This is a genomic window from Paracoccus sp. (in: a-proteobacteria), assembly GCF_039808215.1.
Taxonomy (GTDB): Bacteria; Pseudomonadota; Alphaproteobacteria; order Rhodobacterales; family Rhodobacteraceae; genus Paracoccus.
In genome coordinates, this window is sequence record NZ_JBDHSP010000043.1 from 1 (window position 1) to 26,968 (window position 26,968).

25 protein-coding genes and 2 pseudogenes are annotated in these 26,968 nt (G+C 64.2%); 6 read left to right on the forward strand and 21 right to left on the reverse strand.

Going from position 1 to position 26,968, the window contains the following annotated elements; translation table 11 throughout:
- The 5 genes from WMK75_RS13050 to WMK75_RS13070 form a co-directional block, all read right to left on the reverse strand.
- On the reverse strand, positions 1 to 902 hold a 902-nt coding region (locus WMK75_RS13050), incomplete at its 3' end, for a S49 family peptidase (protein ID WP_347268093.1).
- Positions 902 to 2,398 (reverse strand): phage portal protein, encoded by a 1,497-nt coding sequence (locus WMK75_RS13055; protein ID WP_347268094.1) that lies wholly within the window; start codon positions 2,396 to 2,398, stop codon positions 902 to 904. The genes WMK75_RS13055 and WMK75_RS13050, both read right to left, overlap by 1 nt.
- A 3-nt stretch (positions 2,399 to 2,401) precedes the next feature.
- A complete protein-coding gene (locus WMK75_RS13060) occupies positions 2,402 to 2,617 on the reverse strand; it encodes a hypothetical protein (RefSeq protein WP_347268095.1) in 216 nt (71 codons plus the stop codon).
- Between the two features lies 1 nt (position 2,618).
- Entirely contained in the window at positions 2,619 to 4,670 is a 2,052-nt protein-coding gene (locus WMK75_RS13065; protein ID WP_347268096.1) for a phage terminase large subunit family protein, read from the reverse strand.
- The gene (locus WMK75_RS13070) at positions 4,618 to 5,154 is read right to left on the reverse strand and encodes a hypothetical protein (protein ID WP_347268097.1); all 537 of its coding nucleotides are present in this window, start codon (positions 5,152 to 5,154) and stop codon (positions 4,618 to 4,620) included. The genes WMK75_RS13065 and WMK75_RS13070 overlap by 53 nt, the downstream gene beginning before the upstream one ends.
- Positions 5,155 to 5,272: 118 nt before the next feature.
- Here WMK75_RS13070 and WMK75_RS13075 point away from each other — a divergent pair, with 118 nt between their 5' ends.
- The 3 genes from WMK75_RS13075 to WMK75_RS13085 are packed head-to-tail and all read left to right on the forward strand — an operon-like array spanning position 5,273 to position 6,259.
- The gene (locus WMK75_RS13075) at positions 5,273 to 5,500 is read left to right on the forward strand and encodes a hypothetical protein (protein WP_347268098.1); all 228 of its coding nucleotides are present in this window, start codon (positions 5,273 to 5,275) and stop codon (positions 5,498 to 5,500) included.
- Positions 5,490 to 5,714 carry a hypothetical protein gene (locus WMK75_RS13080; RefSeq protein ID WP_347268099.1) on the forward strand — a complete coding sequence of 75 codons (225 nt, stop codon included), beginning with the start codon at positions 5,490 to 5,492 and terminating at the stop codon, positions 5,712 to 5,714. Before WMK75_RS13075 ends, WMK75_RS13080 begins: the two co-directional genes overlap by 11 nt.
- 11 nt (positions 5,715 to 5,725) lie before the next feature.
- Positions 5,726 to 6,259: a DUF3489 domain-containing protein gene (locus WMK75_RS13085; RefSeq protein WP_347268100.1), complete on the forward strand. Its 534-nt coding sequence runs from the start codon at positions 5,726 to 5,728 to the stop codon at positions 6,257 to 6,259.
- A gap of 39 nt (positions 6,260 to 6,298) precedes the next feature.
- On the opposite strand, the gene WMK75_RS13090 is transcribed toward WMK75_RS13085, so the two are convergent.
- The 15 genes and pseudogenes from WMK75_RS13090 to WMK75_RS13160 all read right to left on the reverse strand — a co-directional run bounded on the left by WMK75_RS13090 (position 6,299) and on the right by WMK75_RS13160 (position 20,888).
- Complete coding sequence (locus WMK75_RS13090) at positions 6,299 to 6,784, reverse strand: hypothetical protein (RefSeq protein ID WP_347268101.1); 486 nt, start codon at positions 6,782 to 6,784, stop codon at positions 6,299 to 6,301.
- 168 nt (positions 6,785 to 6,952) lie between these two features.
- Positions 6,953 to 8,278 carry a site-specific DNA-methyltransferase gene (locus tag WMK75_RS13095; RefSeq protein WP_347268102.1) on the reverse strand — a complete coding sequence of 442 codons (1,326 nt, stop codon included), beginning with the start codon at positions 8,276 to 8,278 and terminating at the stop codon, positions 6,953 to 6,955.
- Complete coding sequence (locus WMK75_RS13100; protein ID WP_347268103.1) at positions 8,275 to 9,537, reverse strand: site-specific DNA-methyltransferase; 1,263 nt, start codon at positions 9,535 to 9,537, stop codon at positions 8,275 to 8,277. Before WMK75_RS13100 ends, WMK75_RS13095 begins: the two co-directional genes overlap by 4 nt.
- 479 nt (positions 9,538 to 10,016) lie before the next feature.
- Positions 10,017 to 12,029, reverse strand: a complete 2,013-nt coding sequence (locus WMK75_RS13105; RefSeq protein ID WP_347268104.1) for an ATP-binding protein — start codon at positions 12,027 to 12,029, stop codon at positions 10,017 to 10,019.
- A gap of 103 nt (positions 12,030 to 12,132) precedes the next feature.
- The gene (locus WMK75_RS13110) at positions 12,133 to 14,835 is read right to left on the reverse strand and encodes a DEAD/DEAH box helicase family protein (RefSeq protein ID WP_347268105.1); all 2,703 of its coding nucleotides are present in this window, start codon (positions 14,833 to 14,835) and stop codon (positions 12,133 to 12,135) included.
- Positions 14,832 to 16,379: a site-specific DNA-methyltransferase gene (locus WMK75_RS13115; RefSeq protein WP_347268106.1), complete on the reverse strand. Its 1,548-nt coding sequence runs from the start codon at positions 16,377 to 16,379 to the stop codon at positions 14,832 to 14,834. The genes WMK75_RS13110 and WMK75_RS13115 overlap by 4 nt, the downstream gene beginning before the upstream one ends.
- 126 nt (positions 16,380 to 16,505) lie before the next feature.
- Positions 16,506 to 16,928, reverse strand: coding sequence for a type II toxin-antitoxin system VapC family toxin (locus WMK75_RS13120; RefSeq protein WP_347268107.1), 423 nt, complete (start codon positions 16,926 to 16,928; stop codon positions 16,506 to 16,508).
- Positions 16,929 to 16,931: 3 nt separating this feature from the next.
- The gene (locus WMK75_RS13125; RefSeq protein ID WP_347268108.1) at positions 16,932 to 17,174 is read right to left on the reverse strand and encodes a plasmid stabilization protein; all 243 of its coding nucleotides are present in this window, start codon (positions 17,172 to 17,174) and stop codon (positions 16,932 to 16,934) included.
- 118 nt (positions 17,175 to 17,292) lie between these two features.
- Positions 17,293 to 17,961, reverse strand: a complete 669-nt coding sequence (locus WMK75_RS13130; protein ID WP_347268109.1) for a hypothetical protein — start codon at positions 17,959 to 17,961, stop codon at positions 17,293 to 17,295.
- Complete coding sequence (locus WMK75_RS13135; protein ID WP_347268110.1) at positions 17,958 to 18,530, reverse strand: DNA methyltransferase; 573 nt, start codon at positions 18,528 to 18,530, stop codon at positions 17,958 to 17,960. The genes WMK75_RS13130 and WMK75_RS13135 overlap by 4 nt, the downstream gene beginning before the upstream one ends.
- 43 nt (positions 18,531 to 18,573) lie before the next feature.
- Positions 18,574 to 19,041: pseudogene (locus WMK75_RS13140) on the reverse strand (DNA cytosine methyltransferase); the annotation flags it as partial.
- Between the two features lie 5 nt (positions 19,042 to 19,046).
- Positions 19,047 to 20,009 carry a helix-turn-helix domain-containing protein gene (locus WMK75_RS13145; RefSeq protein ID WP_347268111.1) on the reverse strand — a complete coding sequence of 321 codons (963 nt, stop codon included), beginning with the start codon at positions 20,007 to 20,009 and terminating at the stop codon, positions 19,047 to 19,049.
- A complete protein-coding gene (locus WMK75_RS13150) occupies positions 20,006 to 20,398 on the reverse strand; it encodes a VRR-NUC domain-containing protein (RefSeq protein ID WP_347268112.1) in 393 nt (130 codons plus the stop codon). The genes WMK75_RS13145 and WMK75_RS13150 overlap by 4 nt, the downstream gene beginning before the upstream one ends.
- On the reverse strand, positions 20,395 to 20,631 hold the full coding sequence (locus WMK75_RS13155; RefSeq protein WP_347268113.1) for a hypothetical protein: 237 nt from the start codon (positions 20,629 to 20,631) through the stop codon (positions 20,395 to 20,397). The genes WMK75_RS13150 and WMK75_RS13155 overlap by 4 nt, the downstream gene beginning before the upstream one ends.
- Complete coding sequence (locus tag WMK75_RS13160) at positions 20,631 to 20,888, reverse strand: helix-turn-helix domain-containing protein (protein WP_347268114.1); 258 nt, start codon at positions 20,886 to 20,888, stop codon at positions 20,631 to 20,633. The genes WMK75_RS13155 and WMK75_RS13160 overlap by 1 nt, the downstream gene beginning before the upstream one ends.
- 574 nt (positions 20,889 to 21,462) lie before the next feature.
- Between WMK75_RS13160 and WMK75_RS13165 the strand changes: the two genes are divergently transcribed.
- Positions 21,463 to 22,728: a site-specific integrase gene (locus WMK75_RS13165; protein WP_347268115.1), complete on the forward strand. Its 1,266-nt coding sequence runs from the start codon at positions 21,463 to 21,465 to the stop codon at positions 22,726 to 22,728.
- A 25-nt stretch (positions 22,729 to 22,753) separates the two neighbouring features.
- Here WMK75_RS13165 and WMK75_RS13170 read toward each other — a convergent pair whose 3' ends face one another.
- Entirely contained in the window at positions 22,754 to 23,353 is a 600-nt protein-coding gene (locus WMK75_RS13170) for a hypothetical protein (RefSeq protein WP_347268116.1), read from the reverse strand.
- 619 nt (positions 23,354 to 23,972) lie between these two features.
- Here WMK75_RS13170 and WMK75_RS13175 point away from each other — a divergent pair.
- Complete coding sequence (locus WMK75_RS13175; protein ID WP_347268117.1) at positions 23,973 to 26,657, forward strand: hypothetical protein; 2,685 nt, start codon at positions 23,973 to 23,975, stop codon at positions 26,655 to 26,657.
- A gap of 45 nt (positions 26,658 to 26,702) precedes the next feature.
- Positions 26,703 to 26,968, forward strand: a pseudogene (locus tag WMK75_RS13180) (hypothetical protein); the annotation flags it as partial.

A 26,968-nucleotide genomic window follows, 5' to 3' on the forward strand; every position in this document is an offset into this window, starting at 1 on the left:
GGTGCGGCGGCGAAAGCGCGGAAGGCGGTGACGGGATCGGCCACCTCGTCGGCAAGACCGGCGAAGACGGCCGCCTCGCCGCGGAAGACGGCCGCCTCGGTGGCGAGCGCCTGCAGCGTGTCGAGGCGGCGACCACGACCTTCGGCGACAGTTTCGGCGAAGAGTTGGCGTAGGTCCTCCAACTCGCCCGCGATTCTGGCGCGGACGGCCTCGGGCAGCGGCTTATACGGGTTCGCATCGACCTTGCGGGCGCCCGCGTGGATCAGGGTCACGGCGATGCCCTTCTGGTCGAGCGCCCCGCTCATGTCGCTGTGCATGGCGACGACGCCGATGCTGCCGACACCGCCGGTGCGGGGCAGGATGATCCGGTCGGCCTGGGAGGCCAGCGCATAACCGGCCGAGAGGGCGTGATCGGCGACGAAGGCCTGCACGGGTTTGACCTGCCGCGCTGCACGGATGCGATCCGCCAGATCGAAAGCCCCCGCGACCTCGCCGCCGAAGCTGTCGATATCGAGGGCGATGCCGCGGATGGCAGGGTCGGACAGCGCAGCCTGCAGCTGGGCGGCGATGCCTTCGTAAGACGTGAGGCCGGAGGACTGCCCGATCCAGGCACCGCGATGCACCAGCGTTCCGGCGATTTCGATGACGGCGATGCCATCGACCACCGAGAAAGGCTGGGTGCCGTTCCTCTGGTGGCGCTGGGCGAGATCGTTCCCGAACAGCGATGCCCGGGCAGGCAAGCCGGCGGCAGTCTGGTCAGCGGCTTCCACCTCCAGCCCCTGGAAGGTGATTTCCTGCCCGGTGATGCGGGGTCCAAGCCCCGAGAGGAAGGCCAGCGCCTTGGCAGGATCGACCATCAGGGGCGTGTTGAAGGCGCGTTGGGCGATCTGGGCGTGATGCATCATGCGCCTTCCTTGGGTTCGGGTTTTTCATCGCCGGTGTCGTCGGCTTCGTTGTCCTTGTTGCTCTCCTGATCCGCGTCTTTCGCCCCACCTTCGCCCGGCCCCTGCGCGGGCGACCCCGGGCGGCGGAAGTCGAGGCCCAGCGCCAATTCGCGTTTGCGTTCGGCGGCGATTTCCCGGTCGACCTGTTCAGCGTCGTATCCCCGCTCAGCCAAGGCTTGCGTGCGCGATTTCAACCCCGCTTCGATCTGCAGGATCTCGGCCGAGGCGTCTTTCATCGGGTCGATCCAGTCCCATTTGGTCGGAAGCCAAGCGCAGGCCTGATAGTGCCGCCGCTGGCCGTCATAACCGGGCAGGTCCAACGCGCCCGACAGCATGGCGGTGTCCATCCAGCGCACCCAGACTGCGCGGCAAAGCTGATAGACCAGCACGCCGTGCTGCCAGGCCGAGATGCGACGGCGGAACTCGATCAAAGAAATCCGGGTGTTGGAGAAGTTCCCCTTCGCCGTGTCACCGGTCAGATAGCCATAGGGCACGCCCAGCGCCGCCGCGATCTGCAGCAGGGTGCGGTACTGGAAGGGCTCATAGGTGCCGCCCGAGTCTGGCGTAGCGGGCGTCGAGACATCCTCGCCGGGGTCCAGCCGTACGACCTGTCCGGGTTCGACCTCCAGATCCTCCTCGGCCGGTTCCAGCGGGGTTTCCGGGGCGGGCGAGGTGATGAACATCGCGAACATCGCCGCAATTTTCTTCCGCTCCAGTTCCGCATCGTCATAGAGGTCGAGGGTGAACAGCTTGACGATGGCAGCCGCGAAGCGCGACACGCCGCGCAGCTGGCCCGCCTCGACCGGATCCAGCACATGGATCACGTCGGCTGCGGCGACACGGACGGTTTCGCCCGTGAGTCCCGGATCGGTCAGGTCGCCCGGATGGCGGCGCAGGAAGTGATAGGCCACGCGGCGACCGATGCCATCGAACTCGATGCCCTGACGGATCAGGCCCGCGCCGGGAAGCACCCGGTTCAAATCGAGGGGCAACATCTCGGCAGGCAGCATCTGCAGCTGGAGCGGCACGGTCAGACCGTCTTCGGCCCGGCGCGGACGAATGCGGATGAAGACCTCGCCCGCCAGAAACACCTCGCGCGCCGCCCGGCGCTGCAACCCATAGAAATCCGTCAACCCTTCGGCATCAGCATCGTCGGTCCAGGCCAGCCACAGCGCCTGCAGCTCTTCCTTCGTGGCGGCATCGGCGATGGTGGACGAGGGTTTGATGCCATCGCCAACGACATTGCTGGCGAAGCTTTCCACGGCATTCGCCGCATAGCCGTTGTTGCGGACCAGCCAGCGGGCGCGGGCGGTGATCGTGTCGCCCGAGGCGGCGATCAACGTGTTCACATGCGCGCGGCTGGCCCGGAAGCCGCGCAGACGGCGATGGGACTGCGCGGCGTCAAACCCGCCGATGATGCTGCCAAGCCTCTGGCGGAAGGCGTCGAACCCCATCGGTCACAGACCTTTTGACGCGACAGTGCCCCAGCGGCGACGACGCGGGGTGCCGGTCGTGGTGGCGGCGATCCGGGTTTCCAGATCGCTGATCGCGTTCGCCAGTTCCGCGTCCGACCCATAGGTGATGGTCTTGCCGTCATAGCTGACCGAGCGGACGCCCGCGTAGCGCGCCTCCTGCAGCGCGGCCAGAAGCGCGCGCATCAGTTCCAGATCCATATCAGTCCCTCATGAAGTTCGGGGTGTAAGCCCGGCGCTTGCGCCGCGGCGTTGTTGGTGTCCCGGCCTTGGGTGGTGCAGGGATGGCCGGTTCTGAGGCCACACTTTCGACCGCAGCCGGGGCAACGGACGGTCGGGTTTCCACCCCGGCCTGTGCCTCAAGCCGCCGCCAGGTTGCCTCGTCCCAGCGATCCGCGCCCATGATCCAGGCCGCCGCCCGGGCATAGACGCGGGCGTCCAGCGCCTCGTTGCGTTCGCGCATCTTCTGCCATTCGGGGTGGGCATAGCCGCGCTTGTTGCGCACCGTGACCAGCTGTTCGGCCACCAGCTGCTTCAGCCATTCGGTGTCGATCCAGTCGGGCAGATGCACGGTGCCGGGGGCGTCGAGCACGCCCAAGCTCCGGTCTTCGTCGCTGGGCCGCTCCAGCCGCAGGAAGCGGTAGGTTTCGGTCTTGAAGGTCGCCGTGGCCACCGACCAGAGCCGCGCGCCGCGCCGCAGACGCTTGCCGCCGATGGTGGCGTCGACAAAGGTCGGGCCCGACACCGGCGTCGCGCGGTTGAAGCCTTCAAGACCCTTGATCGGCGCAACCTGGTCGAAGCCCTGCTTGCGCGCCCACGCGTAAACCGCCGGGGCCTCATAGCCGGTGTCGATGGCCAGCTTGCCGATCACCATCACTGCGCCATTGGCGCAGGCCCAGGTGCGGCCAAGCAGGGCGGTCAGCCTGTCCCAGCAATCCGGATCGTCCGGGCCGCCAGCAATCACGATGTGATCGACCAGCCAGGACTCCAAGCCTCGGCCCCAGGCCCAGACATCGACCTCGATACGGTCCTTCTGCACATCGACGCCAGCAGTCAGGAACAACCCGCCGACGGGGATTTGCACGCCCGCGTAGCTTTCGCGGCGTTCGGCCAGCCGCTGCCATTCCGGCGCATCGCCGCTCTCCACCCAAGTTTCGCCCAACAGTGTGTTGCGCGCGGCGCGCAGCATTTCCTCCGATCCCTGCGCCGCCAGCCATTCCCGCGCGACATCGGACCAGCTTTTCCACCCGAGCGGCGAATAGAGCGCCGAGAGGTGGAAGCCGATGGCCTTCGGATCCTTGGACACGGATGTCGCCCGCCATTCCCCGCGGGCAAGCATCTCGGTCTTGTGGTGCTCGGCGATGGCGCGTTCGCAGCCCTCGCAGTGATAGGCGGCTGTTTCCGGCTTCCCCTTCGCCCAGCGCAGCCGGTCGAACTGCAGCCACTGCATCGCCCCGCAATGCGGGCAGGGCACATAGTAGCGCCGCTGGTCCGATGCCTCGAACTCGCGCTCGATCCGGGACAGCCCCCGGATCGTCGGGGTCGAGACCATGAACACCTTGCGCCGGTGCGAGAAGGTCGTGGTCCGCGCCTCGGCCAGCGTGACCGGATCGCCTTCCTCGTCGGCCGAGGCCGGATAGGCGTCGACCTCGTCGAGGAAGACATAGCGCGCAGGCATCGACCGCAGGCCAGTGGCGCTGTTGGCGCCGGTCAGCACGAGGATGCCGCCGGGAAACTCCTTCGACAGCATCGAATTGCCCGCATCGCGGGATCGGGCCGGGTTGACCCGTTCGCGCAGCGCCGGGCTGTCTGCGATCAGCGGGTCCAATCGGCCCCTTGAGGTGCGCTTGGCCAGTTCCAGGCTTGGCAGCACCGCCAGCATCGGCCCTGGCGCGTGATGGATGACGAAACCGATCCAGTTGTTGCCCGCTTCGGTGGCCCCCACCTGCGCGGCCTTCATGAAGGTGATGCGCTGCGCCGGGTGGCGGGGCGACAGTGCATCCATGATCTCGCGCAGATAGGGTGCGCGGGCTGTGCGATAGCGCCCCGGCTCCGCCGCGCCCCGCGAGGACAGCCAGCGATGCTGATCCGCCCATTCCGACACCGTCAGGTTCGGGTCGGGCCGCATCCCCTTGCGCCAGCTGCGCAGGATGTCCTCGGCCCCGTCAAATTCGAGGTCGAGGTCCGCTGTCAGGTCATCGCTATCCGAGGGAAACTCGGAGATCGGCGAGGTCGTCGAGGTGCTGTCTGACATGGGCTTCCAACACCCTCTGCAGGATCGCGGCCTCGATGATCACCGGTGTGCCGGTCTGTTTTTCCACCCCCAGGGCCACTTCGGCCGCCATCAGCGCCGCCACTCTGTTGGGCCAGGTGACCCAAGTATCGCGTTCCTGCCGGGCCAACCGGAAGACCAGCGCTTCGGCGCGGGCGCGATCAACCAGCGTGCCCTTCTTCTTCTGGATGCCCAGCTGCTTGTCCTGCGCCTGGTAGACGGTCAGCGCGGTACGGGCCTTGAGGTAGGACGAGCTGTCCGCTGGCCCGGAAAACGCAGGCTCGCCGCCGGTGCTGCGCCGCTGCTGGTCCGGGTCGGTCATCTCGCCACGCCGCACATCGGATGCGGCGGCGTTGATCGACCCGTCGCTGTAAACCACCAGCCGACTGGCGCGGCGGGCCTTCTGGATCGCCCCGCGCGAGAGGCCGGAATGGGCGGAATACTCCCGCTCTGACATGCCTTCCATGCTGCCGTCGCTCGCTCTTAAAGAAATGAAATTGCTTGATATTCAGTTGATTACACTCCGGGATGGAGCGACTCTGATTGCACCAGAGCGATGCAACTCAGCGAAGGACGACCGCGCCATGGCCACCCGCCGCGCCACTGACAACACCAATGCCCTCGACGCCTTCATCGCAGCCAAGGCCGAGATCGACGCCATGCTGGAGCGTCTGAAGGCCCTGAGCGACGACCATTTCGAGACCCACCCTGATGAGATCAACTGGGGCGATGTCGGCACCCTGAACCATTACGCGAGCCTGCTGCGCCAGATCACCGACAGCGCCTTCAAGGAGGGCGAACATGCCGCTTGATCCTGCCCAGTGCCACCAGATCGAACAGGACGCCCTCACCGCCGCATGGGAGGCCGAACGCCTCGCCGCCTGCGATGACGCCATCGCCCTCTTGCGCGAGATCGCCGATCTGGAGCGCGACGACGATGGCGACGTGATCATCGGCACGGATGCCGACGGCCACAACGATCTGATGTCGCGCATCGCCGCCTTCCTTGCCACGCACGACGAATAGGGGAACCCGCCATGCCAAGGCTGACCGATACCCAGACCATCATCCTCAGCGCCGGGGCCCAGCGCCCCGACAACATCGCCCTGCCGCTGCCCAAGGGGCTGGCGGGGGCGGCGGCGAAGATGGCCGTCACCAAGATGATCGAACACGGCTGGCTCGAGGAGCTCGATGCCAACCTGCGGCGCGGCGAGCCGCTCTGGCGTGAAACCGGTGACGGCCACGGCACCACGCTGATGGTCACCGACGCCGGGCTTGAGGCTATCGGGATCGAGCCGGTGGTGGTCAAGGCGGTGGCAGCCATCCGCGAACACGCCGCCAAGGCTCGCTCTCCCAAACCGACTACCCAGCGTGCCGGGACAAAGCAGGCCATGCTGACTGCGATGCTGCAGCGCCCCGAAGGCGCGTCCATCGCAGAGATTGTCGAGGCTACTGGCTGGATGGGTCACAGCGCGCGCGGTGCAATCTCGGGCGTCCTGAAAAAGAAGCTCGCACTCCCCGTCACGGCAGAAAAGGTCGATGGTAGGGGGACCGTCTACCGGATCAGGTGACGTCGGAGCGGGAAAGGTGGGGCAAAGCCGAACGTGGCGTTACTGCATCCAGCCTGTGCAGCTTACCTCGCTCGGCTCTTGTAGCGTCGTGTCGACGCCTTCGGAGATAGCCGAACTGACCTTCGACGGGCCGAAGACCTTTATGTACCAGTCAGAAAGCTCGTCGCCGCTGACGGACGCCCCGAATGAAATCCTCTGGCCCGGTGAGGTTCCGGGGCCCCTGTAATAGAGGTCCTTGTTGAAGGAGCGGATTGCGTCATCTTCCTCGAAAGCACAAACCGACTGGAAGGTCATTCCCGCTACCGAGATACCTCCGTCAATCTTCCAGCAACTCATGCTGTCGTAGCCGACGTTGTCTGCCGGGTCGATTTTCTTGGCCTCGACCAGCGCCCGAAGAATGCCTGTCGGCTTGGGTGCGCGGGCGCAACTCAATTCCTCAAGGACCATTCGATCGAATGCGGAAAGCGCGGAAGCAGGCAATGGCACTGCCAGCGTCATGGCAACAAGAATAGAGCGTGTGAACATGACGGTCCCTCGATGCATCTCGCCGCAGGTGATGACGACACGCCCATCTGCGCAATTGCATCACGCATAGTCGAGATTGACGGTCTGGGCAAACCTGTCGAGCGTTCAAAGTTTGCCACAGTTATGCATGCGCATTACCGACCCGGCAGTTGGCGGTTTCGGCTTGCTTCATCTCGTAAGTTCCGCCTTTTTCCCCGTCGCCATCTCCCACCGCCGCACAGCCACGTCGCAATAGGCCGGGTCCAGTTCCATCGCGAAGCACCGTCGTCCGGCGCGTTCCGCGGCGACAATCTGGGTGCCAGAGCCGCAGAACGGCTCGTAGATCAGGTCGCCCGGATCGCTGAACGCCGTCAGCACGGCCTCGACCAGTGCGACGGGGAACACGGCCGGGTGTGACCCGGCAGCACCCAGCCCACCCTTGTGGCGCATGATCCTGAAGACTGAATCCGGGATGCGATGGCTCTGGATCGCGTTGCCGGTGCCGGTCTTGGCGTGAACGGTGCCGTCGGCCCCGCGCAGCCCACCGCCGCCCAAAGTTTCGCCTGCGTGCTTGGACGGGACGGTCTTGTGCGGTTTGCGGGGTGCGCGGTTGAAGTGGAAGATGAACTCGTGCGACGGAGCCAGGCGGCCGTTCCAGTCGCCCGGCAATCCCGGGCCCTGATCCCACACATACCAGCCAAACCGCCGCCAGCCAGAGGCGCGCATCCATTCCACCCATCCATCCCAATAGGGCTGCCATTCGCTGTCGCGATGAACGAGACCGAGGTTGACCAGCAGTTGCGCATCGGCGGTGACCGGCGCCGTGGCGAACACGCCCTGCATCAGCGCATCCCAATCGCCGAGTTTTTCTTTGGCCGCGCCATAGTCGCGCTGCTGTGCGTAGGGCGGTGAGGTGAACATCAGCGTGGCCGCCTCATTCTGCATCAGCCTGGCGACGGCGGCCGGATCGGTGGCATCGCCACAGCAGAGCCGGTGCTGCCCGAGCAGCCAGACGTCGCCAGGCTTGGTGATCGGGTCGGCGGGCGGTGCCGGGATGGCATCTGCCGCATCATCAGAAATCGCAGGCCGGTCGTCGGCATCTGCCAGCAGGACATCCAACTCGTCCTCGGGGATCCCGATCAGCCCGAGGTCGAAATCCTCGGCCAGCAGCGCCTGCAATTCCTGTAGCAGCAGTGCCTCGTCCCACCCGCCCAGCTCGGTCAGCTTGTTGTCGGCGATGCGATAGGCCCGGCGCTGCGCCTCGGTCAGATGGCCCAGCACGATGACCGGGGCCTCGGACAGGCCGAGGTGGGCGGCGGCCAGGATGCGACCGTGGCCCGCGATCAGCTCGCCGTCGGCGGCGACCAGCACCGGCACCGTCCAGCCGAACTCGGCCATGCTGGCGGCGATCTTCGCCACCTGGTCGGCATCGTGGGTCTTGGCGTTCCGGGCATAGGGCTTCAGCCGGGCAAGGGGCCAATGCTCGATCCGGCCCGGCAGCAAGGGCGCATTCATGCTGTCAGCCTTTTGGCCTTCAGGTCGGCAAAGGTTTCGCCCGTTTCCGCCAATGTGGCCGCCGCGCCGGTGAAGTCCTGCCAGCGCTCGATGGCAACATCGACGTAAGCCGGGTTCAACTCGATCCCGAAGCAGACCCGGCCGGTCGTTTCAGCCGCGATCAGCGTGGTACCCGATCCCATGAAGGGTTCAAAAACCGCCTGGCCGGGGCTCGAGTTGTTCAGGATCGGCCGCCGCATGCATTCGACCGGCTTCTGGGTGCCATGGACGGTGGCGGCATCCTGGTCCTTGTTGGCGATCTGCCACAGCGTGGTCTGCTTCCTGTCGCCCGCCCAGTGACCCTTGCCTGTCTTGCGCACGGCATACCAGCAAGGCTCGTGCTGCCAGTGGTAATCGCCACGGCTGAGAACCAGACGGTCCTTGGCCCAGATGATCTGCGACCGCACAGTGAAGCCTGCCGTCGCCAGGCTCTCGGCCACGGTCGCAGCGTGCAGCGCGCCATGCCAGACATAGGCCACGTCGCCGGGGAACAGCGCCCACGCTTCGCGCCAGTCGGCCCGGTCATCGTTCAGCACCTTGCCGGTGCGCTTGGTCTTGGCCGCGCCCGCCTGGTTGCGCCAGGACGGATCGTATTCAACCCCATAGGGCGGGTCCGTCACCATCAGCAGCGGGCGAACATCACCCAGCAGCCGCCCGACCACATCGGCCGCGGTGCTGTCGCCGCAGATCAGCCGGTGCGATCCGAGTTGCCAGAGATCTCCAGAAACGGATACCGGGGTGACTGGCGGCTCGGGTATTTCATCCTCACCCTCGACCGTACCCTCGCCGCCCAGCGCCTCCGGATCGCGCAGCAGGGCGTCCAGATCCTCGTCGGTGATGCCCAAGAGCGTCAGGTCGAAATCCTCGGCCAACAGCCCCGCGATCTCGTCGCGCAGCATGGCCTCGTCCCATTCGCCCAACTCGGTCAGCTTGTTGTCGGCGATGCGGTAGGCCCGGCGTTCGGCCTCGTCGAGATGGCCCAGCCGGATCACCGGCACGTCCTTCAGCCCCAGCATGGTGGCGGCCAGCACCCTACCATGCCCGGCAATCAACTCGCCATCGTCGGCCACCATGCAAGGAACGGTCCAGCCGAACTTCGCCATGCTGGCGGCGATCTTCGCCACCTGGTCGGTGCCGTGGATCTTGGCATTGCGGGCGTAGGGTCGCAGCCGCTCGATCGGCCAGGTCTCGATCTGGCTCGGGGTGAACACCAGGTCCATGGGGGGGTCTCGTCTGGGGCAGGGCGGACAGGACGATACGCGCCACCGGGGAGGGTAGCGTCAGGATCGGTTCCGCGATGGGGGAAATGAGAAACGCCCGCGAGGGGGTTCCTCCGGGCGCAATTCTTCGATGGTCAAGGGGTAGGTCAAGAGGGGCAGCTTTGTCAAACGTAAAATTCACGCGGATTCAATGGCTTCCGCTGGCTGGATTCCGGCCAAGGTGGCTTCCGCAAAGTGGATTCCCTGGATTCCGCAAAAGAATCCAGCACGCCAAGATCGTGATTTCGTAAGTCTTTGATCCTGAGTCAAATTTTCCAAGATCACCCGGCAGGTGGATTCCGCCTGGATTCCCCGGTGAAACTGCCTGTCGCTAGCGAAACGCCGCGCTGCGCCCCCCCGCATACGTTCAGGGCCAGGGAGGAACCATTGGGAGGGGGGTGTTCCATATCCTACGCACCCCTTCGATGATTTCATCCTCATCAGGGATGCCTGTCATAGCGCAAACCTGCAGCGGTGATGAATGCGTGGTTCCTGAGCCGCGCGTCTCCCAGCAGATCGGCCCACTCGATGATCTCGATCACGCCCCTGAACTTCCCACTAAGCTCTTGGATCCGTCCGCGCCCGTTCGCGGTCGTCCGCCAGCCGTTCGTATGCGTCTCGAGCTTTCCGACGATGTCGGCGACGACGTAACAATAGAATATGCAATCATCGGCCACGCGAACCCGGCCACGACGATAGTCCTCGATTTCGCCGTTCTTGAGACGAGTGATGTACTCACTGATCTGGTTCATCGGTGAATAGCGTTCGTCGTAGTCGCGTCGCCCGGGGTGCTTGAACTCCACAAGCATGATGCGTTTGAGCGGGTCTTCACCTTCCGCACCGAGGCCGTGCAAGCGGTCATAGATCAGCAGGTCCGGGCGACGCGTGCTGTGTTCGCCTTCTACCAGTTGGCTGAAGGGGACGTCGGATGCGAAGTATTTCGTGAAAGTCAGACGCTCGTCTATGATCCAGAGATCGTGATCCGACTGCTCGACGCGCGTGGGATCATCGCCACGAACTTTCATCGGGCAAATAAACTGGTGGAGGGTGCTCTCGAGATGGAAGTCGTGGGTGCCATCAGCGCGTTCCCGGATACGCCTGATCAGGACTTCCATCACGTCCAAGACCGTCTTACGACGTAGAACATACTCGGTCAGCTGACGTTGTTCTTCCGCCCGAATTTCGTCTGCCGCCTTGCGCACGGTTTCCGCGAACCCAAGCGGAATCTCACCTTGCCCCTGAAGCTGCGTCACAATGCTCTGGATCGTCTCGTTCCGCTCCTTGTCCCGCCGTATCCGAATCGGGATGAGGGCCTGCGCGAACTGTTCAGGTTTCACAGCGTTCTTCGGAGTGCGCTCCAGCAGGTGCCGAGCTTCCTCGAAAGCGAAAGATGGGTATTCCTGAACAAAGGCCTGCATAGTCCCCAGGCGCCCAGCGTCGAACTCCTCGATCTCGCTATGGATGGCATTCGTGCGGACATGATCGGCGCATTCCCGGACGATGTTTTCCACTATCTTCTCGTCGAAATTGAACTGTGTCCGCTCTTGATTGACACGTTCGTCGAGGAACTCGCCAGTGATGCAGCCGTGATAGACGCAGTCATCATTCGGACCGAAGCGCCCAATACCGATCAAGCCGTCGATCTTGCGGGTGGTGACTGTCCTGCCATTGGCAACTAGGTGCATTTGGTGAAGGCCATCGAAATTGGCGCTCGCCGACTTGTGGCAGATAAAGCTCGCAAGCTGGAGCTCGCCGAATTCCTTGGTCTCAATCGAGGTGACGCCGCGATCTTCGACCCGCAGGCTCCGTATCTCTTCGGGGAAATGCGTCGAAGTCCCCTCAATATCGACGATGACTTTAGGCGAGCGCCCGAGAATGAAATCGGCGAAGAAATGCGAGCCGAAATGCTTGACGATGGTGGCGGGTTGGCTCGGAAATCGCGTCTGATAGGCGCTGCCCCGCAGCCCCCGGAACGTGATCGAGGTTCCGGTCTGGATGCCTTCGGGGGAGATTTCTTCGATCTGTTCCTCGGTGATCTGCTCGTCCGGCTGCAGGCGAAAAGCGAACGAGCGGCGAAACGCGCGATCTCCGTCGCGAAATATGCTGGCAAGCCTGATCTGCTCGAAGGCGTCGAGCCACAGGAGCCGACCGACCCCCTTTCCGCCACGGGTTATCTTATAATCGGTATCAGTCGTGCTGAAAGCCTCGAAGCGTTCCGGTTCCAATCCGACACCATTGTCGGAGACTACAATCTCGATCTCGGACGGCGTCTTCACGCTTGAGAACGTGATCGAAACCTCTCCTAGTTCTTGATATCGCTCGCTGAACGCATCCTCGATCGCATGCAGCGAGTTGCTCACAGCTTCGAAAACGGGCTGGAGCGCCTCTGCTGCCTGCGTCGGCTTAGGAAGGCGCTTGACTCGATTGACGATGTCTCCCCGCATCGATGTCATTTGTGCACTCCCCAAGCCAGTTGATCGGTAGGCTGAAAAATCAATACTTGGTGTGTCCTGCCCTTTACAACGTCGCAGGGCACGGATTGGTGTCGAAAGAAGCTCATGGTGCCAGGACGGCGTTCAGCATCTGACCCTGCGGATCGACACCATGCTGCATCCGGCGCACGGTCAGGAACAGGTTGCCGGTGCGCTCTGCCCAGAGCCGACCCAGCAGATCTTTCTCGCGCGCATCCTGCGCGGTGGCAAGGTGTTCGCCCTTGTACTCGACGACGAACAGCCGGCCATCGGTCAGGCGGGCGACGAAGTCGGGAAAGAAGCGGCCCTGCACGCGAGGCAGCCAGAAGCTGGCGGGGTGTTTAGGCAGGTTCCGCACCCACAGATCCACCTGTTCCAGACTGTCGAGCGCCCAGGCGCACTGGAATTCTTCACCGCCCAGATCGCCATCCAGCAGCGGCACCCGGTCGGGGCCGAGCAGATGGCGGCGCAACCGGAAAGCGCCGGTCGGGGTCGTCGGCACATTGGCATAGCTTTCGGCATCGAACCTTGCCACGCAGCTTGGGTCGGTGCCCAGCGCCGCCTTGTCGTCGAAGAGCGCGATCTGATGGGCCTGCTGGCGCACCTCGGTGCGGATTTCAGCGATCTTGGCGCGGATGCGGGTGGCCAGCGGATATTGCCAGTCGATCAGCGTGCGCGCCGCAATACCCCGATCAGACACCAGCGAGGCAACGATGCGCGACAGCCAGGCCGACAGATCGGTCGGCGGGATGTCCTCGGCCCGGCATTGGCGATCCAGCCATTGCACCAGGCTTGCCTCCAGCGTCGCGTCATCGGGATCGGCCAGCCCGGCAAGCGGCAATTGTGTGGTCTGGGTCTGGGAATAGACCAGCTTCTCGCCCTCGATGTCGATCTCGATCACGTTCTCGGCCCGCCGGAAGCTCATCTCGGCCTCGGTGATCTGCGCGGGATGGTTCAGGATCGACCACTCGACCCGCTCCATGATCAGGTCAGTATCGGCCTGAAGCAGATCGCCGTCCATTTCGACCATCAGGAACGGAACCTCGATCACGGCGCCCTTTTCGGCGGGCGACAGTGCGGCCTGAACCTTTGCCTCATGCCGGCCGATTTCGGCGCGCAGGGCGGGGCGCTCGGCCTCGGGCGTATGACGTTCGATGGTGCTGGCGACGGCATCCGTCACGGCACCCTTCACCCCGACCTTCAGCGTGCCGGCATCGGTGCGGATGAACTCAGCCCCGGCTTCGGCCAGCCCTGCCAGTTCAATGCGGGCTTCCTCGCTGTCGGGGATCTCGAAGGTCAGCACCGGCTTCGGCGCCACCGGATCGGGGTCGAACAACTGCCCCTGCGCGTCCAGTTCGACGGCGGCGGGGCGCAGCGACTGGCGCACCTCCTCGTCAGTGAAGCCCATGTCGATCAGCTTGTCGCGCAGGCTGGCGGCCACCTCGGCAAAGGACGGCTCGGCCACATGTGCATAGGCCATGTTCAGCGCCGCGTCCCGGCGCCGCTTGGCATAGGGCATCCGCAGCACCCGGCCCAGCAACTGCTCGACCGAGGTTGCCGAGGCCACCTTCTGCGTCGCGCACAGCACATAGGCCGAGGGGCAGTCCCAGCCCTCGCGCAGCGCCTGCACGGTGATGACATGGCGCGTCGGCTCATTCGGATCGCGCAGGTTCACGCCGTCCAGCTCGCGGTTCTCGCCTGTCGCCACCTTGATCCAGGCGGGCGGGATCGCCTTTTCCTCGATCAGATAGCCGCGCAATTCCTCGGCCGTCGGATGCCCGTTCTTCGCCTGCGCCTGATACAGCGCGATGGGGCGCAGGAACTCGACATCGCGTTTCGCCTTTTCTTCCAGCGTGTTGCGGGTGGCGACGGTGCCGGTCACGGCTTCCTCCCAGCCGTCATGCGGGCGCACGCGGATGGGCAGCTTGATCATCTCCTCATCCTTCAGCGCCCCGGCGGTAACGGAAAACAGCACGTTCGACACGCCGCGCGGCGTCGCCGTGAACTCGATGATCGCCGAGGGGCGCAGCCGCGCCTGGATCTGGCGCGTCAGCCCGGTGACCGCGTTATGCGCCTCGTCCACGATCATCAGCGGGCGGTGATGATACATCAGGTTGGCAAAGCTGAACTTCACCGTTCCCTCGCGCCCGGCCAGCAGCGGCTCGCGCGCGGCATCCGCCGCCGCAACCACTTCCATCCCTTCGGCAGGCAGGCCCGAGAAATGCGGCTCGAACTCCTCCTGATAGGCATAGACCTTGCGCTGGGTGGTATCTGTCACCCGGAACGACTGGATCGTGGCCACGATCACGCAGGTAAAGCGCCCGATCTCGGACGGCCGCAGGGTCTCGAACTCCTCGATATCGAACACCCGCGTGCGGTCGCCGGTCACGGCATCCAGCCGCGCGCGATAGGGGTGGGCGCGATCCTTCAGCGCATCAACCGTCTGGCGCTTGATCGCGTCCGAGGTCACCATCCACAACACCACCGGATGCGGCTTGCGCAGATACTCCGCGCCCAGCCGGATTGCCTCGGCCGCCAGCAGCGTCTTGCCGCCGCCGGTGGGCAGGCGCAGGCAGACATATGGCATCTCGGCCATCTCGGCCATCTCGGCATGAGGCGCGTCATAGCGGCGCGGCTCCAGCCTGCGGCCCTCGATGCGCGCCTCCTCCTCCTGCCTGGCGATTTCCTCGGCGAATGCGACAGCAGGCCCTTTCGCGCCCGAGACGGTCAGGAAACGCGACAGCGCGTCAAGGGCGGCCTGCTGGTAACGCTTCAATTCCATGGTCATGCCCTCGCCTTGATGTCCCACGGCGTCTGTCGAAAGCGCACTCCGGCATCATTCAACGTCTGTTCCGACAGCCGGTTGGCGGCGCCATAGACGGTGATCGGCCCGTCATGACCCGCCGCCCGCGCCGCGTCCCGGATCAGGCGCATGACTGCATGGGTCAGCACATTGCCGCCCCCCGCCGCGCGGTCCTTGAGGATGCCATTGTAAAGCAGCGCCAGCCCGTGCCCGTCTTGCACGCCAAGGAAGGGGTCATTTGGCACTTCCGCCAGCGGCACCCGGAATTCCGAAAACCACAGATGCCGGGCCAGATCGGCAAAACGGATTGCGGGGTTGATCTGGCCCGCCCCGTCAAAGACCGCAGCGCCCAACGTGCAGAACCGAAAACCGCCGCCACCCTGCCAGCCGACATCGGCCGAGATGCCGCCCTGTTCGCCTTCGATCACCTTTTTCAGCCGCAGGGCGCAATGGGTGCGGGCGTGATCGCCCATTTCGACGCCAATCCAGGCCCGCCCCATCTTCTGCGCCACCGCCGCCGTGGTCCCCGAGCCGAGGAAACTGTCCAGCACCAGATCGCCGGGATTGGTGGCGATGGTGATTATCTTGCCAATGAGTTCCTCAGGTTTCGGGGTGTCGAACTGGCCAATGTTCGGAAGCAGCTTGCTCAAATGGTCGCGCTTTGCGCTCTGGTTCGTCCCCGCATCGCTGGCGGGCCACCAAGTGCGGGGTGCCACGCCATCGCGTGCAACATCGAGATAGCGTTTGATAATAGGAAGCCTGTCCCCGTTCTTCCCAAAATATACGCGCCCTTCGGCCCTCGCACGCTCAAATGTTGCCTGCGAAAAGGCCCAATAACGCCCGGGTTTGGGTGTGACCGCACGCCCAGAGGGCAACTCGATAGGAAAACGCTGTTTTTCAGAGCCGCTCTTTGCGGTCCCGTCATCGCCCTGCCTCCATGGCCCGCGAGGATCGTTGTCAGGATTGCGGAACCGACCTGACTGAACATCGGTTCGCGGAAGCAGGTTTCGAGTTTTCTTCCAAACGTCGCTTTGCTTCGCGTAAGCTAAGATGAAGTCGTGAGAAACCGAAACTGCTGCATCACCGCGGCCTCCGGCGTCACGCTCCCATACGAATGTCGCAACGAAATTCCCCCGCCCGAACACCTCATCCATCACCACCTTGAGGTAATGGCCTTCGCGGTCGTCGATGCTGACCCAGATCGAACCATCCTCGCGCAGGAACTCGCGCAGCAATTGCAGCCGCGGCACCATCATCGCCAGCCATTTCGCGTGTTCCAGGCTGTCGTCGTAATGCTCGAACGCCGAGCCGGTGTTATAGGGCGGGTCGATGTAGATGCATTTCACCCGGCCAGCATAGAATGGCAACAGCGCCCGGAGCGCCTCCAGATTGTCGCCCTGCACCAGCAAATTGCCATCCGCGCCCGCAGCCGGCACCGACAGCTCGGCCACCTCATCCAGCAGCCGATAGGGCACGCGATCGGCGGCGGTCAGATCCTGATCGCGGGTCAGCCAGTGAAGAAGGGGCATGAGGGAAAAGTCCTGCCATTTGTTTTTCCGCCAATCTGCCCGCGATCGCCGCGGCCTGCAAGGCGACCCGGTCGCTCACCTTGCCGCTGAACGGGTTAGCCACGGCCTGTTCGATCCCGACCGCATTCACTGGTCGTTCCAGGGGTTGATCAGACGAATGCCGCAGCCATCGAAATCCTTGACGTTGCGGGTGGCGACAGGGGCGCCGTTGGCGCGGGCAATGGCGGCGATCTGGCAGTCCGCCTCGGCGATGGGGCGGCCCGCAGCCCGGCGCTGGGCGGCAATGTCGGCGTAGGCCTTGGCGGCGGCGCTGTCGAAGGGCAGGACGCGGGTCTGGAAATCCTGGTCGATCATGGCATCGAGGGCCAGTTGCAACCGGTCTCGGCGCTGGCCTTCGGGCAGGATCGCGACGCCGGTGCGCAGTTCCGCTTCGGTGATGGCCGAGATGAACAGGTCAGCCGCGTCATGCTGGCCGAACCAGTCCAGGACGATCCGGGCCGGTTCCGCGCGCATCAGTTCCGAGATCACGTTGGTATCGAGGAGGATCATCGATCACTCGAACCCGGGTGTCGGGCGCATCGGTCCGCGCTGCACCGGGGCCAGATCGATGCCGCCCAGCGCCGCGAACCGCGCGTGAATGGCCTCGCCGAGGTTGCGCGGCGCGCTGGGCTGACCGACAACTTGCCGCAGGATGTCGCGGGCCTCTTCCTCCATCGAGCGGCCGTGCTCAGCCGCGCGCACCCGCAGGCGGCGCTTTACATCGTCGTCGAGATTGCGAATCGTGATGCTGGCCATGATGCCCTCCGGTTGCTGATCAAAGATAGGCAATGATAGCATTGCAATCAAGATGAAGCTGTTACGCTGACTGGGCTAGGCGTGGCCAATCTGCGGGATTATCGCGCTGGCAATGCATCTATTTACGCGGTGAGGACAGCCAAGGCCGCGCCTTTGGCATTGCCACCGTCACCTCGACATCCCGCAGCATCCCGCCGGCGATCAGCCCGTCGCGGATCCAGCCCAGCGCCTGCCACCAGTCGTCATAGGCGCGGCGGGCGGCCGCGATCTGCTGCGGGTGTGGGCGGAAGGTGACCGGGCAGGCCAGCACCTCGATCGTGCGCCATTTTCCGCGAGTGAGCACGCGGGCGGTGCCGACGACGATGGTGGTAGCCCGCTCGCCATGCTGGTTGCGTTTGACTTCGGCTGGCACGCAGCGCGGAACTGCGCCGGGCATCCAGTCAGGGGTCAGCCCGGCCCGGGCCAGTTCGGCCACCCGGATCGCCATGCGCTTGCCGCCCAGCGCGTCGGGGATCCCGGCGACGGTGGCGGCGATCACCTCGGCATCCTCGTGAGTGTAGGCGCCGATCTTGTGCTGGCCACCGTCGATCTTGCAGCCCAGCGCGGCGCGTTGGATCAGCACGTATTCCAGGCCAAAGCCGAAGCCCTCCTCGGTGACATCCGCGGGCAGCGGCAGTTCCAGCTGCGCCTGCTCGATCCGGAACGCCCATTCCAGCGCGGCCTGCACGCCCAGCGCGCGTTTGACTCTCGTGCCGTCAGTGCGGCTGATCCTGCCTTGGAAACTCATGGCTGCAATCCTTCAAGGAAATCCATCTGTGCCGGGCGCTGGGCCTGGTCTGTCGGCCGCCAGATCCACGGGCCCGAGACCATGGGCAGCTGCGAGAGAGCGCCACGCATGTGCTGCCGCCAGAGGGTGAACTCCGTTGCCGAGCAGGCGCAGAGCGCGTGCCCGATGGGCCAGCCCATCAGCCATCCGACGAAGAGCGGGTTCAGCCGCCGCCGCGACCGGCCCTTCAGGATCCGCCGCGAGACGACGCGCCCATGCGAGGCAATCATCGAAGCCCAGAGCGGGCGCGAGATCGGGGCGTGCGGAAAGGACCGCAGCCCATCCAGCCAGATCTCCGGGGCCGGGCGGGTGAAGCCCTGTTCCGCCCGGTAATGCAGGATATCCATCCGGCTTTTGCCGTCCGTCCGGGTGATGCTGGCTTCCGAACTGCCCTTCCAGTTCTGTGCCGCCGGTGTTGGCCACTGGTTCGGCAGGGCCTTCGCGATGCCCATCGCCAGCGCCTCGGCCTTGCGGGTGAAGTCGCTGTTCCCGGCGGGGTTGTAGCTGCCGGTGCCGGGATGCAGGCTCATCGGTGTGGGCCAGGACGAAGACGCGCAGCCGCTCATGCGGCGCGCCGACCTCTGCCGCCGAGAACAGGCCCGCCGCAGGCGTGTAGCCCAGTCCCCAAAGCTCTCGCAGGACGGTCTCGAGCCCGAGGGTGACGTGCCCGGCGACGTTTTCGAGAAAGACCCATTCCGGACGGCATTCGCCGATGACGCGGGCGACGTCGGGCCAGAGGTGGCGGGGATCGTCGGCGCCGCCACGTTTTCCGGCCGCGCTGAAGGGCTGGCAAGGGTATCCGGCCAGGATTGCATCGAAGGCGCCGCGGAAGGGCCGGGCGTCGAAGCTGCGCAGGTCTGTCCAGATCGGGGCCGGGGCGAAGTATCCCGCGCGCTGGGCTGCGATGAGAACGGCGCGCGGCCATTCCTCCCATTCGACAAAGGCGCGGGTATGATAGCCGGGCTCGGCGAGCATGAGGCCCAGATCAAGGCCTCCGCCGCCTGCGCAGAGGGACAGTCCGTGCTGGGGACGTGACACCATGCCATTCACCGCACCCCGCGCTCGCGCAGGCGTTCGGCCGTGACCAGCCCCCGAGCCAGCATCGCCTCGCGCGTCGTGTTGCTGATCGCGCTGACTGGCAGGAAGCGGTCGGAGTTGACGAGGTCGGCGTAGAAGGCGGGCAGGTCGGTGATCGGCGGCGCGGCCGGGGCAGGGGCGGCCTTGGGCTTGCGCCGCTTGCGACCGACATCCTCTGCCTTGCGCTGGGCGGCGCGCTGCATGGCGCGGTCGAGCGCCTTCGGCCCATCGGGCGGTACGGGGTGATCCTGGCGGGAGGCCTCGGCCGCGGCGAGGATCTCGGCCTCGGTCAGCCCGAGCTCGTCGCGCCAGCGTTGGACGTGCAGCCGGGGCGGCCAGCCTTGCCACCAGCCAGGCAGGGTGGCGGGGTCGAGGCCCAGCGCTGCCAGCAGATCCCCGAAAACCTGTTCAGAGATCGCCGCGCAGGCTTGCGCGCCCTCCTCCTCCTTTACTGGTTTACTTAGGGGTTCTCTTACAAGGTTAGTCTCCGGATTCCGGAGATGGTTTTCGGCAAAATCCGGAGATGGCTCTACTGAGAATCCGGAGATGGATCGGGGGTCATTTCCGTGTCCAGATTCCGGAGTTGGGTCGTCAACCTGTTCTTCCTCCGTTCCAGCGAACCCGTCTCCGCTTTCCGGAGGTGGTTCTTGGGGGAAGCCGTCCTCGAACCCCAGGATATAGCGTGTGGCCTGACGGCGATGGGTGCGGGGATCATGACTGCGCAGGCGGCGGATGAGGCCCGCCCTTTCAAGCAGGGCGAGGTGTTCGTTCAGCGCCGAGATCGACATCTCGGCGTCCTCGGCGAGGCGCGCCTGTGTCGGGAAGCAGCCGAAATCGGGGTTGTGCCGGTCGCAGAGGAACCAGAGCACGATCTTGGTCGCGGGCTTCAGCCCACGCTGCTGGATGGCCCAGACAGTTGCCTTGTGGCTCATGGTGCCACCCTCCGCGCCGGGCGGACACGGCTGGTGAAACCATGATCGGCCAAAGCGCCCAGCGCATCGTCGAGACTGCGCACGAGCGCCCAGCCGAAACCTTGTGCCAGCACGCCATCCCGGAACGCCTCCTGGTCGGGGCGCAACCGCCCCTTCGGTGCCTTCAATTCTAGGAACAGGACGCGGCCGTCGCAGAGGACCATCAGGTCGGCGAAGCCCGCATGGACACCCATGCCGACAAGGATCGCCTGGCGCTTAGCCCCGCGGGGCCCGGCCTCCGTCACCTCGTTGGCGCAGTGGTGGATGATTGCCGAGCGGGGCACGGCGAAGCGCAAGGCTTGCACGACGGCGCGCTGCAGATCGGCCTCGGGGGTGCCGCGGCGCTTCATCGCGGCGCCTCCCCGTTGTCATTGCGCCGGGACCGCGGTGCGCGGCGTGCATCGACGATCAGCAGGAGCAGCCTGGCATCCGAACGCTCCTCCTCGGTCGCACCATGCTGGGCGAGCACCTGGCAGGAGAGCCGGATCAGATGGTCGGAGTGATGCGCGACATCGGCGAGGACGGCGCGGGCCTCCGCCACGCGGTCGGCAGGCCAGTCGGACGCAGGGGGGAGGATGCTCATCACCGGCGCCCTCCGGCACGACGGCGGCGCGGGGCGGCCTGTTCCTGCTCCTCCAGCCATTCCTCGACAGCGGCGCGACGGTAATAGACCTTGCGCCCAGCCCGCACGCAGGGCGGACCCGTGCGCATCGCCTCCCAGCGGCGCAGGGTGTCGACCGAGAGGCCGAGTTCCAGCGCGAGGTCGAGGCGGCTGATCCAGCCGACCATCACTGTGCGGGGTTTTTCCTTTGGGTCTGGCATCGATCCGAGATGCGGCATCGGGGTCTCCTGGTCCTGGCCCCGAAGATCGGGGACGTCTTGCAGGGACCAGTGAGCGCAGAGCCCGAGGGGTGGCGGCGAGGCGGAGGGTGGCGGAAAGGAACGCACCCTTGCGCCACCCCTTGTTTTGTTGGGTTTTGTGGGGCTGACCGGGTTGTGCGGGGTGATGAGGGCGGGGCACGCCAGCGGGGCGAAATGTAAGCCGAGGTTGCAAACACCTGCGAACAGCCAGATTGATCGGGTTTCACTGGCATTGACGGGCAAAGAGGGGGTGGCACCCGGCGCGGCGCCCCTGCCACCCATTGATTTGCTTGGGAATTTACAAACGCGGCAAGCCTTGCAACGGCGATTCCAGCCTGGTGGACACCAAGCAGGGCACGGGAGAGGCTGAAAGGCAGGATCAGGCGCGCCGATGATCCGCCCGGCCAGCGCTGAACGCCCAGTAAAACAAGGGGTGGCGCGAGGGTGCGTTCCTTTCCGCCACCCTCCGCCTCCCCGCCACCCGAGGCGACATGCTTGCCTTGATACTGCGGCGAATCCACGCCTCATGTCGGATGCAACAAGGACCGAAGCCATGCCCGAACGCATCAAGCTGACCGAAAAAGTGCTGCGCGAGGCCGAGCCCGTTTCGGGGCGTGACTACCAGATCTTCGACACCGACGTCCGGGGCTTCGCCGCCTGCATCTACCGCGGTGGCGGACGGGCCTTCACGCTGGACTATCGCCATGCCGGGCGCCAGCGCCGGATGACCTTCGGGCGCTGGCCGGAATGGTCGGTGGCAGCGGCACGGGAGCGGGCGAAGGAACTGCGGCGCGAGATCGACGCCGGGGCCGACCCCTTGGGCCAGCGCGATGCGAAGCGCGAGGCCCCGCGCGTGACCGACCTGATCGAACGCTACTCGGCCGAGCATCTACCGAAACTTGCCGAACTCAGCCGGGCCGACCAGAAGTCGGTGATGGCGAAGATGGTCGCGCCGGTCTGGGGCAACAAGCTGGTGACGGAAATAACCTCGACCGACGTCGACAAGCTGCTGACCAAGGTGGCCGAGGGCCGGGCGCGGCCGCACAAGGAAAAGCCCAACAACCGGGCGCGCAAGCTGCAGGGCACCAAACCCACCCCGGTGCGCGCCAACCGGGTCGGGGAAATTCTGCGCAAGATGTTCGCGCTGGCGGTCCACTGGGGCTGGCGCGAGGACAATCCCGCCCAGCGCTTCCACCGCCGCACCGAGACCCCGCGCGAACGCTTCCTCTCCAAGGAGGAAATCGCCAGCCTCGGCGCGGCGCTGGATGCCGCCGAGGACCGCCGCGCGGCCGATATCATCCGCATGTGCATGCTGACCGGCGCCCGGCTGGGCGAGGTGCGGCAGTCCCGGTTCGAGCAGTTCAACCTCGAGCACATGAGTTGGTCGAAACCGCCCACCATGACGAAACAGCGCCGCGCCCACCGCGTGCCGATCTCGGACGAGACCGCCGCCATCGTGCGCCAGCGGCAGCTGCTGGTGCCGAAGGGCTCGCCGTGGCTCTTTCCCGGCGACACGCCCGGCCAGCCAGTGCAGGAGGTGCGCCGGTTCTGGGCGCAGGTCCAGAAGCAATGCGGCATTCAGGATGTCAGGATCCATGACCTGCGCCATACGTTCGCGTCCCTTCTGGTCAGCGGTGGCGCCTCGCTGGAAATGATCGGCAAGCTTCTGGGCCACAGCCAGATGCAGACCACGCTGCGCTACGCCCACCTGATGGACTCTCCCTTGCGCGCCGGGGTGGATGCGGTGGCCAGTGCCTTCCGGCCGAAGCCCCGGCTGGTCCATGACGCCGACGATCAAGGCGGCCGCAAGTCGGCCTGATGCAGCAAGGCGCGCCGCCGCATCGTCACGACTCCTCTCCCCGCAGCTTCTTCCAGACCGGCGTGACTCTGCGCCGGATGCTGCGGCTGTCGGGGATCTTCCGGCCGTCGGACTGATCCGCGAACCAATCCTGCATCTCGGCGATCAGTTCCGCCTGCGTGGCGGGGAGGCCGCGTTCGTGGATGCGATGGATCAGGGCGACCATCATCCCGTCCCAATCATAGGGCGTGGTTGCACCCGGTCCGCTTGTCACCCGGCGGACCATGTCATTTTCCTCCTCGAAGGCGTGCACCTCGTCCGCCAGGATCATCATGTCCGCGACGGTGACCGGGACCCCACCCTGCGGATCGGTGATCAAAAGCCAGCTCTGCCGGTCCAGCGGCTGAACGCGGCGCATGACCCCTTCCGTTGGTCCGGTGCCACAGCGACGAAACAGGGGCAGCAATTCCATCGAGGAAAGGACCACCTTGCCAGCCAGAACCTCGTCACCGCAGCGGACGGCAGGAATGCCGGTCAGGATGCGGAATCGCCCCGCATCGGCCCAGCCTGCGACATCGGCGATGTTGCAGCCCCATCGGGCTGTGACTTCGTGAAGCGTGAAATAAACGCGGGGCGGCAAAGCCATGAATCCATCCTTTCTTAGACCAAGGATGGCTTTGGCTCAAACCCTGCGCGGCCCGCGCAGAAGCTGGCGGGGGAAGTGCAACCGGTGACGGTGCGATTCGCCGCAAGATCGCGGCAAACCATTGCAAGTGAACGTCATTCCGATCAATTCGCTATGCTTTTGGTTGAGGTCTGCTCTCCTCATGCACGCTATCTGCACCTTCCATTTGAGCAGAACAAGATGGGAACATGCGCTGCGCTGTGGGTAACTGGGGCCCGTGACGGTATGCCTCAGCGGTGGCGTCCGGCGCCGTACCAAGGGTAGAAGTGCCGGGGCGCCTTCGGTCAGTGCAACTGGTGTTCCGATAGACCTTTCATGCTTTTGGCTGAGTGCTGGTCGCCTTACGGATGGGCTGTGTCGCAGGCTTCGATTCGGAGCAAGGGGGCAGCCGAATGAAGCTGTGGGCAAGCTCACGGTCTTGGCGGCGGCCTTCACGATGCTCCGCTCTCAGCGTGCTCGGCGGGGAGCAACGGCAGAAGAAGTTCACTTAGGATGACCGGTTTTCGCTGCGGTCACGACTTGCAGAGCTGGATCGTTCGCGCGATGGTTGCCGGAAGATCAAGGAACTGTTGGGGAAAGCATGAATACTGCCGAGGCCAAATTTGCAGTCGACACGATCACTCCTGCAGTAGAGAGGATCGCCGAAGAGTGTCTTTCGGCCATGGACACCATTGCTCGGGCCGCAGCGGCGAAAGCGTCCAGCCGATTTGTCGACGCTGGGACTGTGATGAGCAGCTTTAACTCACTTAACGGCGTCGATGCAGCTCGCAACCTCAGCCAAGTGCAAGAGCTGGAACGCAAAGCAGGGCACGAACTGGCTCGTGAGCCATTGATCGCGCGCGTGAAGGTTCGCTCTGAGACGGGAGTTGAAAGAACCTACTATTTTGCCCGCAACTTTACGGTATCCGCGCCAGGAATATCTCTAACGAGCTACAACTCGGGCGCGCCCGTTGGAAGATTGGCTGCACTTGATGTTGGAGATGGCTTCCAGCTGCCAGATGGCAATTGGGTCGAGGTGGTTGAGAAGGGCACCTATAACCCGACCAGTCGAGGCGGTGATTGGGACGGCATTGACAATAGAATCACCCACGAAGACTTCGAAATGGTCGCGGTTCCCTCTTTGCGTGCTGCTGGTCGCGCTGACTTTCTCGGTGCGACCGCGACAGATGACCCATTCGCAGATCTAGATGAGCCTCTGCCTTGGTCGGCGCCTCAGCGCATGGCACTGACTGGTGTGGGTCTGCGCGATCAGAGCGTTATGAACAAGGTGCAGGACGAGATTTTCCGACTGCCTATCGATAGGCAGGTAATGCTTGAGGGCCCACCCGGCACCGGAAAAACTACGACCTTGATCAAGCGGCTCAGCCAGAAGCTCACGCTCACGCAAGAGCGCGAGGACGATTTCCGCGCTGTCACGGAACATCAGCTGGCTGACGACCACCACAAGAGCTGGATAATGTTCTCACCGACGGCCTTGCTTGAGCACTACCTCCGTGAAGCGTTCGCGCGTGACAACGTTCCCGCAAGCCAAGATCGTATTCAGACATGGACGAACTTCCGAAATGGATTGGCCACGAGAGTTCTAGGTATTCTGCGTTCGGGGAAGCGCACATCAGGCTTTCTTCGGGAGGATTCCGTTCAGTATCTTTCGGAATTCGCACTGGAGAACCAACCCGAGTTTTACGCAGATTTTGATGCATTCCAGAGAGGTATCTATACCCAGGAAATTGAGGTCGCTATCAACATGCTTCGCGAAAGTGGTGAGGCAGTTCTTGAAAGTATCGCACGACGGCTGAGCGAGCGGGTCCAGAGGACAGCAACAATCCTTTCTATCTATCTTGAAGTGGATTCTGTTTCTCCTGAGTTGCGGGAATGGACATCCAAAGCTCGTGCAGACCTCGTAGATACGGTTGATCGGCGAATTGAAGTTATCGCGAGGCTTCGGGGCAAGGAGAGCATCACAGAGCTATCCCAACTGGTCGCCAAGATCGATGCCGTGACTGGTGAGGAGGACGAGGACGAGGAAGACACCCTTGAGCCAGAAGCCGCTCCCACGTCAACGCGGGAGCGCATGTACAAGGTGCTGCGTGCGTCCATTCGATTGATAGCAATCGCGGCTTGGACAAAGCGCACGGTTTCGCGGTCGTCCAAGTACAAGTCGGTGATCGAATGGCTAGGCCCAGAGTCGGTCGCACAAGTTGAATTGGAACGGTTGGGACGAATCTACACGTTGATCTCGGCAGTCAGCATGGTCTCACTCACTACACGGAACTACTTTTCAAGACTCCCGCAAAGGTATCGGGCTTTCCGCAAGAACGCGGATGCACGCTGGTTCCAGCCAGAGGCTGCGGAAGCGACGAAGGTCACCGGAGACGAACTTGATCTCCTCGTGGCGGTCCACCTCGACGCAGCCAATGAACTCTTGAGCTCATCGAGAGTTCGGGCGAACCTAACGCAGGGGAACCTTCAGGTTCTAGCGCCGCTAGTTAAGGAGTTCCGGAACCAGGTGGTTGTCGACGAGGCCACCGACTTTTCGCCTCTGCAACTGCGCGCGATGGCCTGCCTTGCGACACCGGGCATCAGATCCTTTTTCGCGTGTGGGGACTTCAACCAACGACTTACACGGTACGGGGTTTCAAAACGCGGTGCCTTTGAGTGGGCAATACAGGGGCTCGAATTTCACCGAGTTGAGATTGCCTATCGCCAGTCGAGAGAGCTGCGAAGCTTTGCGAACCGGATTGTCCAGTTGTCCGGAGGCGACCTCTACGAGACGACAATTGAAGGCCCTCGCGCATCTGAAGGCTACGCGCCCGTCGTTCATGTCAGCAAAGCGGGAAGGTCGGGTCAAAGTCTTTGGATCGCGTCGCGGATCGTAGAAATCGACACAATTCACACCGAGTTGCCATCAATTGCCGTTTTTGTTCCAAGGGAGGATTTGGTCGTTTCGGTGGCGGACGAACTACGGCAGGCGCTTCAGGACACAAATATAGAAGTCATGCCCTGCCTTGGTGGGCAGGTCCTTGGACTGGACCGTCATGTGCGCGTGTTTGCTGTTGAACATATCAAGGGTCTCGAGTTCGAAGCGGCGTTTTTTCACTCGTTGAACGACCTGGCGGTCAACGAGCCTGATCTGTTCGATAAGTTTCTCTATGTTGGTGCCACGCGAGCGGCAACGTTCCTCGGACTGTCGTGCGAAGGTCGTTTGCCCAGATTGCTTGAAGAAGCGACGCAGGGGATGGCTGATCGTTGGTCTGTCGCGAACTAGGCGGCGGCGAGTGAACTGGATGATCACCGCGAGGCAGCTGATTGCATGACCGAACGCAACGACATATCCGACCTTCTGGCTTTCATCGGCCGGGAAGGCGACTGGCGGGACCGGCTGCAGGATGTGGTGGCCGAACACCTGATGCCTGCGCTCGAGGAGTTCGAGATTGACCAGGACGATCTGGCCGACCTGCTGGGCGAGCAGTGGTCGGGCGTGCTCTGGGGCTGCGGGTTCGAGGATTTCCTTGGCCAGCACTATGAGGACGGCAACATCGTCGATCTCTACCTGAAGCGGCGCGGCTGGAAAGAATC

Excerpts from the sequence above, each read along its gene's own strand:
- WMK75_RS13165 (WP_347268115.1), top strand. The coding sequence starts at position 21,463 with ATGCCCGAACGCATCAAGCTGACCGAAAAAGTGCTGCGCGAGGCCGAG.
- WMK75_RS13160 (WP_347268114.1), bottom strand. The coding sequence starts at position 20,888 with ATGCCGCATCTCGGATCGATGCCAGACCCAAAGGAAAAACCCCGCACA.
- WMK75_RS13170 (WP_347268116.1), bottom strand. The coding sequence starts at position 23,353 with ATGGCTTTGCCGCCCCGCGTTTATTTCACGCTTCACGAAGTCACAGCC.
- WMK75_RS13105 (WP_347268104.1), bottom strand. The coding sequence starts at position 12,029 with ATGACATCGATGCGGGGAGACATCGTCAATCGAGTCAAGCGCCTTCCT.
- WMK75_RS13065 (WP_347268096.1), bottom strand. The coding sequence starts at position 4,670 with ATGTCAGACAGCACCTCGACGACCTCGCCGATCTCCGAGTTTCCCTCG.
- WMK75_RS13100 (WP_347268103.1), bottom strand. The coding sequence starts at position 9,537 with ATGGACCTGGTGTTCACCCCGAGCCAGATCGAGACCTGGCCGATCGAG.
- WMK75_RS13090 (WP_347268101.1), bottom strand. The coding sequence starts at position 6,784 with ATGTTCACACGCTCTATTCTTGTTGCCATGACGCTGGCAGTGCCATTG.
- WMK75_RS13130 (WP_347268109.1), bottom strand. The coding sequence starts at position 17,961 with ATGAGTTTCCAAGGCAGGATCAGCCGCACTGACGGCACGAGAGTCAAA.
- WMK75_RS13135 (WP_347268110.1), bottom strand. The coding sequence starts at position 18,530 with ATGAGCCTGCATCCCGGCACCGGCAGCTACAACCCCGCCGGGAACAGC.
- WMK75_RS13115 (WP_347268106.1), bottom strand. The coding sequence starts at position 16,379 with ATGCCCCTTCTTCACTGGCTGACCCGCGATCAGGATCTGACCGCCGCC.
- WMK75_RS13155 (WP_347268113.1), bottom strand. The coding sequence starts at position 20,631 with ATGAGCATCCTCCCCCCTGCGTCCGACTGGCCTGCCGACCGCGTGGCG.
- WMK75_RS13055 (WP_347268094.1), bottom strand. The coding sequence starts at position 2,398 with ATGGGGTTCGACGCCTTCCGCCAGAGGCTTGGCAGCATCATCGGCGGG.
- WMK75_RS13070 (WP_347268097.1), bottom strand. The coding sequence starts at position 5,154 with ATGGAAGGCATGTCAGAGCGGGAGTATTCCGCCCATTCCGGCCTCTCG.
- WMK75_RS13085 (WP_347268100.1), top strand. The coding sequence starts at position 5,726 with ATGCCAAGGCTGACCGATACCCAGACCATCATCCTCAGCGCCGGGGCC.
- WMK75_RS13120 (WP_347268107.1), bottom strand. The coding sequence starts at position 16,928 with ATGATCCTCCTCGATACCAACGTGATCTCGGAACTGATGCGCGCGGAA.
- WMK75_RS13125 (WP_347268108.1), bottom strand. The coding sequence starts at position 17,174 with ATGGCCAGCATCACGATTCGCAATCTCGACGACGATGTAAAGCGCCGC.
- WMK75_RS13145 (WP_347268111.1), bottom strand. The coding sequence starts at position 20,009 with ATGAGCCACAAGGCAACTGTCTGGGCCATCCAGCAGCGTGGGCTGAAG.
- WMK75_RS13075 (WP_347268098.1), top strand. The coding sequence starts at position 5,273 with ATGGCCACCCGCCGCGCCACTGACAACACCAATGCCCTCGACGCCTTC.
- WMK75_RS13175 (WP_347268117.1), top strand. The coding sequence starts at position 23,973 with ATGAATACTGCCGAGGCCAAATTTGCAGTCGACACGATCACTCCTGCA.
- WMK75_RS13110 (WP_347268105.1), bottom strand. The coding sequence starts at position 14,835 with ATGACCATGGAATTGAAGCGTTACCAGCAGGCCGCCCTTGACGCGCTG.
- WMK75_RS13080 (WP_347268099.1), top strand. The coding sequence starts at position 5,490 with ATGCCGCTTGATCCTGCCCAGTGCCACCAGATCGAACAGGACGCCCTC.
- WMK75_RS13150 (WP_347268112.1), bottom strand. The coding sequence starts at position 20,398 with ATGAAGCGCCGCGGCACCCCCGAGGCCGATCTGCAGCGCGCCGTCGTG.
- WMK75_RS13095 (WP_347268102.1), bottom strand. The coding sequence starts at position 8,278 with ATGAATGCGCCCTTGCTGCCGGGCCGGATCGAGCATTGGCCCCTTGCC.
- WMK75_RS13060 (WP_347268095.1), bottom strand. The coding sequence starts at position 2,617 with ATGGATCTGGAACTGATGCGCGCGCTTCTGGCCGCGCTGCAGGAGGCG.